General features: G+C 56.9%; 13 protein-coding genes and 1 tRNA gene. 6 read left to right on the top strand and 8 right to left on the bottom strand.

What is annotated here, in order from left to right; translation table 11 throughout:
• A partial coding sequence (locus RR877_RS03040) for an integrase core domain-containing protein (RefSeq protein WP_332627692.1) occupies nt 1-860 on the top strand: 860 nt, incomplete at its 5' end.
• Between the two features lie 54 nt (nt 861-914).
• On the opposite strand, the gene RR877_RS03035 is transcribed toward RR877_RS03040, so the two are convergent.
• Nucleotides 915-1004 (bottom strand) — tRNA-Ser (locus RR877_RS03035).
• Between the two features lie 73 nt (nt 1005-1077).
• Here RR877_RS03035 and radA point away from each other — a divergent pair.
• Nucleotides 1078-2442: a DNA repair protein RadA gene (radA, locus tag RR877_RS03030; RefSeq protein WP_332618743.1), complete on the top strand. Its 1365-nt coding sequence runs from the start codon at nt 1078-1080 to the stop codon at nt 2440-2442.
• Here radA and RR877_RS03025 read toward each other — a convergent pair.
• The 6 genes from RR877_RS03025 to RR877_RS03000 all read right to left on the bottom strand — a co-directional run bounded on the left by RR877_RS03025 (nt 2439) and on the right by RR877_RS03000 (nt 9520).
• The gene (locus tag RR877_RS03025) at nt 2439-2831 is read right to left on the bottom strand and encodes a DUF779 domain-containing protein (protein WP_332627690.1); all 393 of its coding nucleotides are present in this window, start codon (nt 2829-2831) and stop codon (nt 2439-2441) included. The two genes, radA and RR877_RS03025, sit on opposite strands and share 4 nt — an antisense overlap.
• A 43-nt stretch (nt 2832-2874) precedes the next feature.
• Nucleotides 2875-4398, bottom strand: a complete 1524-nt coding sequence (locus tag RR877_RS03020) for an aldehyde dehydrogenase family protein (RefSeq protein ID WP_280805188.1) — start codon at nt 4396-4398, stop codon at nt 2875-2877.
• A gap of 95 nt (nt 4399-4493) precedes the next feature.
• Nucleotides 4494-5783 (bottom strand): GAF domain-containing protein, encoded by a 1290-nt coding sequence (locus tag RR877_RS03015; protein ID WP_332627688.1) that lies wholly within the window; start codon nt 5781-5783, stop codon nt 4494-4496.
• Between the two features lie 27 nt (nt 5784-5810).
• On the bottom strand, nt 5811-6452 hold the full coding sequence (locus RR877_RS03010) for a hypothetical protein (RefSeq protein WP_280801177.1): 642 nt from the start codon (nt 6450-6452) through the stop codon (nt 5811-5813).
• A 13-nt stretch (nt 6453-6465) separates the two neighbouring features.
• Entirely contained in the window at nt 6466-6975 is a 510-nt protein-coding gene (locus tag RR877_RS03005) for an amino-acid N-acetyltransferase (protein WP_110232685.1), read from the bottom strand.
• Between the two features lie 25 nt (nt 6976-7000).
• The gene (locus RR877_RS03000) at nt 7001-9520 is read right to left on the bottom strand and encodes an ATP-dependent Clp protease ATP-binding subunit (RefSeq protein ID WP_332550791.1); all 2520 of its coding nucleotides are present in this window, start codon (nt 9518-9520) and stop codon (nt 7001-7003) included.
• Nucleotides 9521-9695: 175 nt separating this feature from the next.
• Here RR877_RS03000 and RR877_RS02995 point away from each other — a divergent pair, with 175 nt between their 5' ends.
• The 4 genes from RR877_RS02995 to RR877_RS02980 are packed head-to-tail and all read left to right on the top strand — an operon-like array spanning nt 9696 to nt 11795.
• Nucleotides 9696-10628: a pirin family protein gene (locus RR877_RS02995; RefSeq protein ID WP_332550790.1), complete on the top strand. Its 933-nt coding sequence runs from the start codon at nt 9696-9698 to the stop codon at nt 10626-10628.
• Nucleotides 10625-10972 carry a carboxymuconolactone decarboxylase family protein gene (locus RR877_RS02990; protein WP_332550789.1) on the top strand — a complete coding sequence of 116 codons (348 nt, stop codon included), beginning with the start codon at nt 10625-10627 and terminating at the stop codon, nt 10970-10972. Before RR877_RS02995 ends, RR877_RS02990 begins: the two co-directional genes overlap by 4 nt.
• A 1-nt stretch (nt 10973) precedes the next feature.
• The gene (locus tag RR877_RS02985; protein ID WP_280801180.1) at nt 10974-11297 is read left to right on the top strand and encodes a TfoX/Sxy family protein; all 324 of its coding nucleotides are present in this window, start codon (nt 10974-10976) and stop codon (nt 11295-11297) included.
• Between the two features lie 15 nt (nt 11298-11312).
• A complete protein-coding gene (locus tag RR877_RS02980) occupies nt 11313-11795 on the top strand; it encodes a YbaK/EbsC family protein (protein WP_110232680.1) in 483 nt (160 codons plus the stop codon).
• On the opposite strand, the gene RR877_RS02975 is transcribed toward RR877_RS02980, so the two are convergent.
• Entirely contained in the window at nt 11796-12818 is a 1023-nt protein-coding gene (locus tag RR877_RS02975) for an aldo/keto reductase (RefSeq protein ID WP_332550788.1), read from the bottom strand.
• Nucleotides 12819-12822 lie beyond the last annotated feature (4 nt).

Genomic DNA, 12822 nt, shown 5'->3' with positions numbered 1-12822 from the left:
CCACAACTATTTGGCGTCACCTCACACGCGTCGGAGCCATCACACCCCAACCTCAGAAACGACCACGCTCTTCCTACATCCGTTTCCAAGCAGAGCTCCCGAATGAAACATGGCAGTCAGACTTCACCCACTTCCGACTGGCCACAGGGGTCGACACTGAAATCATCACCTGGATTGATGACCACTCACGCTTCGCTCTCCACGTCTCAGCACACCACCGCATCACAGCGAAAATTGTGCTCAACACATTTCAAGAAACCACACAAACACACGGAGAACCCGCCTCAACCCTGACCGATAACGGCATGGTCTTCACCTCAAAACTTGCCGCCGGAAGACGCGGACTCAACAGCCACAACGCCCTTGAAGCACACCTAGCTAAACAAGGAATTCGTCAAAAGAACTCCACCCCAGGACATCCCACAACCTGCGGGAAAGTCGAACGGTTTCAACAAACCATGAAGAAATGGCTGAGACAACAACCGCCAGCTCACACTTTGGAAGAACTCCAACAGCTGATCAACGAATTCGTCAACGACTACAACCATCACCGGCCCCACCGATCCCTCGGCCGCCACACACCCGCGCAGGCCTATGACGCACTCCACAAAGCAACACCCGACCCGGCACTACTGAACGCTGAATCCAGAGTCCGCTACGACAAAGTTGACGGCACCGGATCCATCTCGTTTCGCCACGCAGGCAAAATGCATCACATCGGAATCGGACGACACTACAAAAACACGCGCGTCATCATGCTCGTCGACGGAATAGAAATCAGAGTCGTTGACCAACAAACAGGCGAACTACTGCGAGAACTCACCCTCGACACAAGCAGGGATTATCAACCCCAGAAATGAAAGAATCCTCTGAACCCGTGGGTTCAGAGGATTCCGATGTCTTGCGACATCACATGGCGGTCCCGGTGGGATTTGAACCCACGGTGCGCTTTCACGCACACAACTTTTCGAGAGTTGCACCTTCGGCCGCTCGGACACGGAACCAATAGCTAAGAGTTTACGCACAGCTCACGCCAGTCACCAATCCACTGTCGGCGGTGAAAGCTAGGCTGTCCGCATGGCCAAAGCTTCTCCTGGATACACCTGCACCGAATGCGGTTGGAACAACGTCAAATGGGTCGGGCGCTGTGGTGAATGCCAGGCCTGGGGAACTGTTGTTGAGGAAGCCACCAAGACCGGCATCCAGGTCAAGATGAAGCCGGTCATTGTCAGCGAAGAGAACACGGCCCGCCCCATCACCGAGGTCCCCGCAGACGGCGAGCTCACGCACTGGGCCAGCGGCATCAACGAGTTTGATCGCGTGCTCGGCGGTGGGATTGTTCCTGGTGCTGCGATCCTGCTTTCCGGTGAACCAGGTGTGGGAAAGTCCACGCTGCTTCTCGAGGTTGCTTCACGCGCTGCAAAGACCGGAGCCCGTGTTCTCTATGTCAGTGCGGAAGAATCTGTCAGCCAAGTGCGCTTGCGTGCGTCTCGCACGGGCGCACTGACCGACAACCTTTATCTCGCCGCTGAGACGGATCTCTCCACCATCATTGGCCAGATCGATGCCGTGAAGCCTGCGCTTCTGATTGTCGACTCCGTCCAGACGGTTGCCAGTTCTGCCATTGAAGGCCTAGCTGGTGGGCCTAGCCAGGTGCGCGAAGTTGCCAGCGTTCTCATTCGCGTAGCGAAAGAACGCAACCTCCCCATTCTTCTGGTTGGTCACGTCACCAAGGACGGCAGCATTGCCGGGCCGAGACTTCTCGAGCACCTCGTCGACGTGGTCTGCCAGTTCGAGGGAGACCGCCAAACCGCGCTGCGGTTTGTCCGCGCTTTGAAGAACCGCTTCGGCCCCACCGATGAAGTGGGCTGCTTCGAGATGACCGGTGACGGAATTGCTGAAGTTCCTGACCCCAGTGGCTTATTCCTGAGCCGCTCCGCCGTTGCCGTCTCGGGAACCTGTGCCACGGTCGCTTTGGAAGGTCGCCGTCCACTTCCCGTGGAGATCCAAGCACTCGTCGTTCCCACCAGTGCACCCAACCCTCGTCGTGTGACCAACGGCGTTGATAGTTCGCGCGTGGCAATGCTCTTGGCTGTGCTCGAGCGCCGTGCTGGTCTCAAACTCAGTGACAAAGACGTCTATGTCTCCACTGTTGGTGGAGTCCGTTTGAACGAACCTGGCGCTGACCTTGCCATCGCGATTGCCGTGGCAAGCGCGTTCCATGACAAACCCATTGCTCACACCGTTGCTGCCTTTGGTGAAATCTCACTCGCGGGAGAAATCCGACCCGTCAATGGCGGCAAACAGCGCGACGCTGAAGCCACACGTTTAGGTTTCACCACCCGCATCGATGACAAGGTGGGAACTTTGCGCTCGGCGCTGAAGGCAGCTTTCGACACTGCCAAAGATGCGCGTGAACGCGAGATCGACGCTGCGTTCTAAACAGCTTCTGTCTTGAGTAGACCGTAGTGCTCAATCTCGGCATCATCGAGCATGCGTGAACGAATCATGAAGCGCACGCCCTCGGGAGCTTCAACCGAAAAACCGCTGCCTCGACCCTTCACCACATCAACAGTGAGGTGAGTGAACTTCCAGTATTCATACTGGGACGCAGACATATAAAACTCGATCGGGGCTAAGCCCTCCACCTCGAGCGTCTGCAGGAGGACGTCAGAACCCCCGATTCTGAACATCCCTACGGGGTAACACATCGGGGAGCTGCCATCACAGCAGCCCCCCGACTGGTGAAACATGAGTGGACCGTGCTTGAGAGTCATCTTGCGCAGAAGCGCTGCGGCTTCTGGCGTGTAATCAACTCTCGTGTAGTCCATCTACTGATTCTCCTGTGTACGTAACCGTTTAGATAGTGCCGATTTAGAAGAAGCCCATGGGGCCTTCTGCGTAGGAGACCAAGAGGTTCTTGGTCTGCTGGTAGTGATCGAGCATCATCTTGTGATTCTCGCGACCGATACCAGACTGCTTGTAACCACCGAAGGCGGCGTGAGCGGGGTACTGGTGGTAGGTGTTGGTCCACACACGACCAGCTTGGATGGCGCGACCTGCACGGTATGCGGTGTCACCACTGCGGCTCCACACACCTGCACCGAGACCATAGAGGGTGTCGTTCGCGATAGAGATGGCCTCGTCGTAGTCCTTGAAGGAAGTAACCGACAGCACAGGGCCGAAGATTTCTTCCTGGAAGATACGCATCGAGTTCTTGCCCTCGAAGACGGTGGGCTGGACGTAGTAACCACCGGAGAGGTCACCACCGAGGTCAGCACGTTCACCACCGCAGAGGAGCTTGGCGCCTTCTTGCTTTCCAATGTCGATGTAGCTGAGGATCTTCTCCAGCTGGTCATTGGAAGCTTGAGCACCCATCATGGTGTTGGTGTCGAGTGGGTTGCCCTGGATGATCTTGCCCACGCGAGCAATACCGTCAGACATGAAGCCGTCATAGATGGGCTTCGCTACCAGTGCACGTGAAGGACAGGTGCAGACTTCACCCTGGTTCAGGGCGAACATGGTGAAACCTTCCTGAGCCTTCTCGTAGTAAGCGTCCTTAGAAGATGCAACGTCTTCGAAGAAGATGTTGGGGCTCTTGCCGCCGAGTTCAAGGGTGACAGGGATCAGGTTCTCACTTGCGTACTGCATGATGAGGCGACCGGTGGTGGTTTCACCCGTGAACGCAATCTTGCGAATGTTGTTGTGGGAGGCAAGTGGCGCACCGGCTTCAATACCGAAACCGTTGACGATGTTGAGAACACCGGCAGGAAGCAGGTCCTCGATCAGCTCGAGCAGGACGTGAATCGATGCAGGGGTCTGCTCAGCTGGCTTCAGCACGATGCAGTTACCGGCAGCGAGTGCGGGAGCGAGCTTCCAGACAGCCATCAAGATAGGGAAGTTCCAGGGGATGATCTGACCGACCACACCGAGTGGCTCGTGGAAGTGGTAGGCAACAGTGTTGTCATCGAGTTCACCGATGGAGCCTTCTTGTGCGCGGATTGCACCAGCGAAGTAACGGAAGTGGTCAATGGCCAGAGGAATATCTGCAGCCATGGTCTCGCGAACAGCCTTACCGTTGTCCCAGGTCTCAGCAACAGCGAGAAGCTCGAGGTTTGCTTCCATACGGTCAGCGATTTTGTTCAAGATGATGGCGCGTTCGGTCACGCTGGTCTTGCCCCAGCTCTCGAAGGCTTTCCAACCGGCTGCAACAGCCATGTCGACATCCTTCGCGTTACCGCGAGCTACCTCACAGAAGACCTGTCCGGTGACGGGGGTGATGTTTTCGAAATACTCACCTGAGGAAGGAGCGACATACTTGCCGCCGATGTAGTTGTCGTACCTACCCTTGTAGGACATGACGGCACCGGGTGTGCCGGGGTTTGCATAGACAGTCATTTCTTTTGTACCTTTCGACGTCTTTGTCGTGTGTGCCGGATATGGCAGTTCACACGTTACGAGAGCGAAGGTTGCAGAAAGTTGCGAAGAAGAGGTTAGGAACCCTGAACGAAGACGAGGTTCTCCACGTGGGCAACCACGTGTGACCTCTTAGGAGATTTAGCAGGCAACATCTTGAGCACCTGGTGCCACACATCAAGATCGTCCAAGCCCTGCTCGGTATTGGCGTAGTCCATGAGCACTTCGACCGAGGCATCATTCAAGAGTGACTCCCGCAGGTGCAGTCGCACTTCTTCACGAATCTCTTCGATGCCGGGAGAAACAGAATCCGGTAGCAGCGCCCCGCGGAACGCGGACAGCGCTGCCCGGTGAGCACCTCGATCAAGCAGCGCCACAACCTGTTGCGCATCAATCTCCACCTGCTCGGGCAGGCGGTAAGGCTTTGACTCCGGGGCAATTCCAGGGTGGAACTTATCCAGGAGCTTCCGCAAGCGCACCATCTCCGCCCGCAGGCGTGAGGTGAAAGAGGAATCTCCCCAGAGCAGTTCTGACAAGCGTTCTGCAGAAAGCCCTGAGCGGTTCCAGGCCAGCAAGGTCATAATCTCGGCGTGACGCTGGGTGAGCTCAATGGAGCGGTCCTCGATGGTGACCAGTGCGGTGTCTCTGCCCAAGATGTGCATGGTTGCCCGGGCTGCCTTGTTCTTGGTCGATGAGGGCAAGTTGTTGAACAAAACAAACTTGGACGCGGCAGGCTTCGAATCCCGATTACGCAGCCTGGACACCATGAGTTCGGTTTCAACAGCGTGCGCAGTTGCCTCCACCAAAGGCATGGTGTGACGGTCCACAGCCTGGTCGCCACCAGTGATGTCGATGACACCGATGATGGCTTTAGTTTCTGGGTCATGCACGGGAACCGCGGTGCAGCTCCAGGCATGAACCAGGCGGTTGAAGTGTTCGTCGCGACGAATCTGAATGGCGTGATCCAGTGTCAGTGCTGTTCCCGGTGCCGATGTGCCGGCAACGGATTCACTCCAGTCCGAGCCTTCGACAAACATCATGGACTCAGCCTTGGACTTGAGTCCCTGATCGCCTTCCACCCAAAGCAGTCTGCCCATGGCGTCTCCGACAGCCACGAGCATGCCCGAGTCATTGTCCGCATCGCGGACAAGAAGCTTGCGAATAACGGGCATCATCTGGGCCAGAGGATGTGCCTGGCGATACTCGTTGAGTTCCGAGCTCTCGAACAACAGAGGCGAGAGCATCCGGTCTGGATCAAGTTGGCTTTGTTCCGCGCGCGACCACGAGTCGCGCACGACTGCGCGAACAGTGCCGCGAACCACAACATCGGGGTCGGCAAGCCAAGGACTTGTCACGAGCTCGAGCATACGCCCGTCCGTTGTGAAAAATAAACCCTAGTAGAGCAGGAATTGTGCGGAGCTCTTGGAGCTCACTCCGCCGACCTTAGTGGTGAGGTAGTAGGAAGCACCGCCCGCAGGAACGACTTCACGCTCTCCACCACAGGTGTCAGGTGAGCTGCGCTGGCGTTCCCACACGATGGGTGCCGAGGGGTAAACCACACCGGGCTCGAGGATGGCCACGGTGTCAGACTTTTCGCTCTGGCAATCGGTGGAGACCCAGTAGGTTTCAGCACCAGAAGTAATGGTGAGCTCCTGAGCAGAGGTTCCGACGTTATAGAAACAGGCTGTCTTGCCCGTGTTCTGAATGGTCAATGACAGGTTGGGAAGAACACCAGCCTGGTAGTCGACCGAGTCAAGAACGGGAAGAACTTCGAGGTTCTTTGTTGAACATTCTTTGTAATCAGAAACATCCACGGTAGGAGTGGGTGTGGGGGTGGCAGACTCAGTGGCCACCGGTGCCACGGTTGGTTTGGCCACAGCAGTCTCGGTTGGCGTAGGAGTGGCCTGTCCGGGACGCACAATAATCAGCACAACAGCGGTCACCACAGCAATCAATGCCAGCAGTGCAACAAGTCTGCGGCGGCGATAAACAGCAGGAGATACTCGACGTGGTTGTCCAGGCGCTGGAGTGCTCATGTGCCTAAGTTACCTAGAGCTGGCGCAACATCCTTGTATTTCCCAGAGTGTTGGGCTTTACACGGGCAAGATCCAGGAATTCGGCAACACCCTCATCATGAGAAAGCACGAGCTGGGCATAGGTTTCTGGGTCAATGATGGAGTCAGATACTTCGACAAAACCGTGACGGGTGAAGAAGTCCACTTCGAAGGTCAAACAGAACAGGCGACCCAGACCGAGCTCAGTTGCATCGGCAACCAGACGCTCCATCAACGCCGCACCCACGCCCTTGCCTAGCCAGGCTTCATCAACTGCGAGGGTTCGAATCTCACCCAGGTCCTGCCACATCACGTGCAGAGCACCACAGCCAATGGGGTTGCCATCAGCATCCTCTGCAATGCGGAATTCCTGAACAGCTTCATAGATCGAGACAGCATCTTTACCCAGCAGTACCCGCGACTGAACCAGAGGCTTGGTTACCTCAAGAATCCACGGAACATCTGCCGTGCGAGCACGACGAACGTTATAGGTGGTTTCAGTCATTCCTCAAGAATAGCCTCGAGAAAAATTACTCGCCTTCGGCGACGATGTCTGGCGTAGCAGCAATACCGTTGGCCTGTGACGAGACAGAGACACCGACCGCTTCACGAGAAGTGGTGATGAAGACGAACTCGCCGCCAATGAAGTCCACGTGAACGTGATCTCCAGCTGCGAGCTGGCCTTCCAAGATCTTCTCGGAGAGCTTGTCTTCTACTTCTGCTTGCATCGCACGACGCAGCGGACGAGCGCCGAGTGCGGGGTCGAAGCCGACCTCGATCAGACGGTCCTTGGCAGGCTGAGTCAGCTCGATGGTCATGTCGCGGTCCATCATGCGGTCGCTCAGACGCTTGGTGAACAGGTCCACAATCTGAACCAGCTCTTCCTTGCTCAGCTGAGGGAACACGATGATGTCATCAACACGGTTGAGGAACTCTGGCTTGAAGTGCTTCTTGAGCTCTTCGTTGACCTTGCCGCGCATGCGGTCGTAGTCGTTGCCGGCATCGCCCTCGAGCTGGAAGCCCACGGGACCACCCGAGATTTCCTTGGTGCCGAGGTTGGTGGTCATGATGATGACGGTGTTCTTGAAGTCAACAACGCGACCCTGACCATCGGTCAAACGACCCTCTTCCAGAATCTGGAGGAGCGAGTTGAAGATGTCGGGGTGAGCCTTCTCGATCTCATCGAAGAGAACCACGCTAAAGGGCTTGCGGCGCACCTTCTCGGTGAGCTGGCCACCCTCTTCGAATCCAACGAATCCGGGAGGAGCACCGAACAGACGTGACACGGTGTGCTTCTCGCCGTATTCACTCATGTCGAGAGAGATCATGGCGTTCTCATCGTCGAAGAGGAACTCAGCAAGAGCCTTGGCCAGCTCCGTCTTTCCCACACCGGTGGGACCGGCGAAGATGAACGAACCAGAAGGACGCTTGGGGTCCTTCAGACCTGCGCGAGTACGTCGAATGGTCTTAGACAGGGCGGCAATAGCCTTCTCCTGACCAATCACACGCTGGTGAAGTGCCTTCTCCATGAAGACCAGACGAGCTGACTCTTCTTCGGTGAGCTTGAAGACAGGAATACCGGTTGCTTGTGCGAGGACCTCGGCGATGACGCCTTCGTCCACGATGCCCTGGCCGCCGGCTTCGCCCTTGCGCCATTCCTTCTCGCGACGCACGCGCTCACCCTGGAGTTGCTTCTCTTCATCGCGAAGAGCTGCAGCACGCTCGAAGTCTTGATCTTCGATCGCGGTTTCCTTCTTGGTGCGCGTCAGAGCAATCTGGTCGTCCAGGTCACGCAACTCGGGTGGGTTGGAAAGAATCGAGAGGCGCAGACGAGCACCAGCTTCATCGATGAGGTCGATGGCCTTATCTGGCAGGAAGCGGTCGGAGATGTAACGGTCTGCAAGGTTTGCTGCAGCCACGATCGCACCATCGGTGATCTGAACCTTGTGGTGGGCTTCGTAACGGTCACGAAGGCCCTTCAAGATGTTGATTGCGTGAGGCAAGGAAGGCTCAGCAACCTGAATGGGCTGGAAGCGACGCTCGAGTGCAGCATCCTTCTCGAAGTGCTTGCGGTATTCATCCAGAGTGGTCGCACCAATGGTCTGGAGTTCACCACGAGCAAGCAGTGGCTTGAGGATGGAGGCAGCATCAATGGCGCCCTCAGCAGCACCTGCACCAACCAACGAGTGAATCTCGTCGATGAAAGTGATGATGTCGCCGCGGGTGCGAATTTCCTTGGTGACCTTCTTCAGGCGCTCTTCGAAGTCACCGCGGTAACGAGAACCAGCAATGAGCGAACCAAGGTCGAGGGTGTAAAGCTGCTTGTCCTTGAGGGTCTCTGGAACGTTGCCGGAGACAATCGCCTGAGCGAGGCCTTCCACAACAGCGGTCTTACCCACACCGGGTTCACCGATGAGGACAGGGTTGTTCTTAGAACGGCGCGAGAGAATCTGCATCACGCGCTCGATTTCCTTTTCGCGACCTATAACAGGGTCAAGCTTGCCTTCGCGGGCAGCCTGAGTCAGGTTGCGACCGAACTGGTCGAGCACTTGAGAACCACCCTGAGCTGAAGCCGCTTCGTCCTTGTTGCCGGCGGCAACAGGCTCCTTGCCCTGGAAACCGGAGAGAAGTTGAATGACCTGCTGACGAACACGGTTGAGGTCAGCACCGAGCTTGACCAGAACCTGAGCAGCAACACCTTCACCCTCACGGATGAGGCCGAGCAGGATGTGCTCGGTGCCAATGTAGTTGTGACCCAGCTGGAGTGCTTCACGAAGCGAAAGTTCCAGAACCTTCTTCGCACGAGGCGTGAAGGGGATGTGGCCGGTGGGCTGCTGCTGTCCCTGACCAATGATGTCCTGGACCTGCTCGCGCACAGCGTCGAGGGAGATGTTCAGCGACTCGAGAGCCTTAGCGGCAACGCCTTCACCTTCGTGGATCAGGCCGAGCAGGATGTGCTCAGTGCCGATGTAGTTGTGGTTGAGCATCTTGGCTTCTTCTTGCGCCAAGACAACGACGCGGCGAGCGCGGTCGGTAAATCTCTCAAACATTTCTAACTCCCATCAGCACACATGGTCTGTGCAGGTCTTGAATTGAGAGTAACGACAAGAACGCCCAAAAACTGCCCCTGTTCGCCCACGGCGTGAGTAGAAAGAGCCGTGTTCGCTGGAGGGGGAACAGCGTCTTCTCGGAATAAATCCCCCTCGAGATACGTAGTCTGTAAACATGAGCATCCTCACTCCCCGCGACGTCCCCTTAGGTGGTCTTCGCGCGATGACGGTGAGGCGCACCTTGCCCAATCGTCAGCGCAGCACGATTGGAGCATGGTGCTTCGTAGATCACTACGGCCCCGATGAGGTTGAGCTCAGCGGTGGCATGAACTTAGGCCCCCACCCCCACACCGGACTGCAGACAGTGACCTGGCTCTTCCAGGGTGAAGTCGAGCACCGCGACAGCGTGGGAAGTGTCCAGCTCATTGAGCCTGGCCAGGTGAACCTGATGACAGCTGGCACGGGTATTGCCCATGCCGAGCATTCCACGGGAAGAGTTCCTGTTGTTCACGGGGTTCAGCTCTGGGTTGCTCTGGCGGACAAAGACCGTCACATTCCGCCATTCTTTGAGCACCACATTGCACCGCGCACCACCATTGGTGATGCACAGCTCATTGTGTTTGTGGGTTCTCTCAACGGAGACACCGGAACGGTTACGGCTCCATCGACAACGTTCACGCCCCTGCTCGGTGCTGAGGTAACAGCACCTGCCGGCAGCACCTTCACCATTCCCGTGAACACCACCTTCGAACACGGCATCTTGGTGGACACGGGATCTGTCGAGGTCAACGGCGAAGTCGCTCTGAAAGACCAGCTTGCCTATGTTGAGTCCGGCATCGACTCACTCACCCTCACAATCGGTGATGAGCCTACTCGTCTGCTTCTGCTCGGAGGCACTCCTTTCGAAGAAGAGCTCGTGATGTGGTGGAACTTCATTGGCCGCTCGCACGACGAAATCGTGGAGTTCCGGAACCAATGGCAAAGCGATGTTGTACTCGAAGGCAATCCTGAGGGTATTTTTGGGTCTGTGGAGCATGGTGGAACTGTCATCCCTGCTCCCGAAATGCCCCACGTTCAACTCCGACCACGAAAGTTGCCCAGGCCATGAGTGATCTCTATGACGGAACCGAGAACCGTAAGTTCGGCCGCATCTATAAGAAGGAAACTCCAGACATTCTGGAAGCCTTCGTGGCATTCGATGATGCTGTCTTCGCCGAAGAAGGCCGCGCTATCCCCCTCAAATTTCGTGAACTGATGGCACTGAGCGTGGCATTCACCACGCAGTGCTCTTTCTGTATCGATGCTCACACCAAGGGTGCGGTCAAGGCCGGCGCAACCGATGCTGAAATTGCAGAAGCTGCCTGGATAGCAGCCGCCCTTCGTGCCGGTGGTGCCTTCACCCACGGCCGTATGGCACTGCAGGTGAGCAGCACTCTCGATCACGAGCACTAACGTGGCGACATCCAAAGAGTTCACCGAGGACGTTCTCGACGCATTTGGTGCGCGCAATGTGCGCGTGCGTCCCATGTTCGGTGAATACGGAATTTACTGCGAGGACAAGTTTGTCGGCGTGATCTGCGACAACACCCTCTTTCTCAAGGTGACGGAGCCGGGTGAGAGCTTTGCTCCCTCGCTCGATACAGCATCTCCCTATCCCGGAGCTAAAGAACACTTGGTAATTCCGGTGGATAAGTTTTCGGACGCTGAGTGGATGCATGAATTACTCGATCTCACCTGGGCTGCTTTGCCCGTTCCCAAACCTAAGAAGAAGCCCTAACTGGAGAAACAACGCATGACCGAGATTGCACACCCCGACTCCGTTGAACGTTTCCGCGCAGCTCTGAAAGAGCACGGCGCGGAAGGAGATGTTGTTCGCCTCGATGACAATGCTCACACCGCCCAAGCAGCTGCCGAAGGTCTTGGCATTACCCGCGGTCAAATTGCCAACTCTCTGGTGTTCCTGGCCGATGGTGAACCCGTGCTCGTGATGAGCTCCGGCGGTCACCGCGTGGACACCGAGAAGGTCTCAGCGGCTTTCGGCGGCAAGAAGATCACCAAGGCCAACGCAGATGATGTTCGTGCTGCCACCGGGTATGTCATTGGCGGGGTCTCACCCGTGGGGCTCGCCACCGAGCTTCCCACCCTGGTGGATAACGACCTGGCTCAATACGACACCATCTGGTCCGCGGGTGGTCACCCTGCGTATGTCTACCAAACCACGTTCAGCGAACTGGTTCGGATGACCGGTGGAACTCCCGCCGATATCGGCGAGTAACTAACTCTTTCTGTGGGAACCGCTGTCTGTTCCGTGCACGGCAAAGACGTCGATGGCCTCAAGCTCTTCAGGTTCAAAGTCGGGGCCGTGAATAGCAGCGATATTGTCTTCAAGCTGCTTCACCGAGGAGGCGCCAATGAGTGCTGAGGTGACTCCGGGGTTGCGCAGGGTCCACAGCAGTGCCATCTGAGCGAGCGTCTGGCCGCGCGCCTCGGCGATTGCCGAGAGGCCGCGGACGCGCTCAAGATAAACCTCGTTGATGCGCTCCTCGCCGAGGTGAACGCCGAGGGCAGCACGCGAATCCTTAGGGATGCCCTTGAGGTAACGATCGGTGAGCATGCCTTGCGAGAGTGGCGAAAAGACAATGCAGCCCGCACCAATCTCGTCGAGGGTGTAGAGCAAACCGGAGCGTTCGATGGTGCGATCAAACATGGAATAGCGGGGCTGGTGAATGAGTAGGGGAACACCGAGACGATCGAGTTCCTTCTTCGCCGCGAGGGTCTGTTCTGGTGTGTAGGACGAGATTCCGACATAGAGCGCCTTGCCCTGCTGCACGACCGAAGCCAGTGCTCCCATGGTCTCCTCAATAGGAGTGTTGGGGTCGGGTCGGTGCGAGTAGAAGATGTCGACGTAGTCGAGACCCATGCGCTTCAGGCTCTGGTCAAGTGACGAGATGAGGTACTTGCGCGATCCCCACTCGCCATAGGGGCCGTCCCACATGAAATACCCCGCCTTGGAGGAGATGACCATCTCGTCGCGGTAGGGCTTGAAGTCGGACGCGAGCACGTCGCCAAAGTGCGACTCGGCAGAACCGGCAGGAATGCCGTAGTTGTTGGCCAAGTCGAAGTGGGTCACACCCATGTCGAATGCGCGACGAAGAATGGCGCGCTGGTTTTTGAGAGAGCCTTCGTCACCGAAGTTGTGCCACAGGCCCAAAGAAATCTCAGGAAGCTTCAGTCCAGACTTCCCGCTGCGGCGGAAGTTCATGATGTCGTAGCGAGTGGATGCTGCGTCGTATGCCATGGAT

The sequence above is a fragment of the Aurantimicrobium sp. genome, assembly GCF_036667855.1.
Taxonomy (GTDB): Bacteria; Actinomycetota; Actinomycetes; order Actinomycetales; family Microbacteriaceae; genus Aurantimicrobium.
The sequence above is the reverse complement of the archived record's forward strand: the minus strand, read 5'-3'. Positions and strand labels throughout refer to the sequence as shown.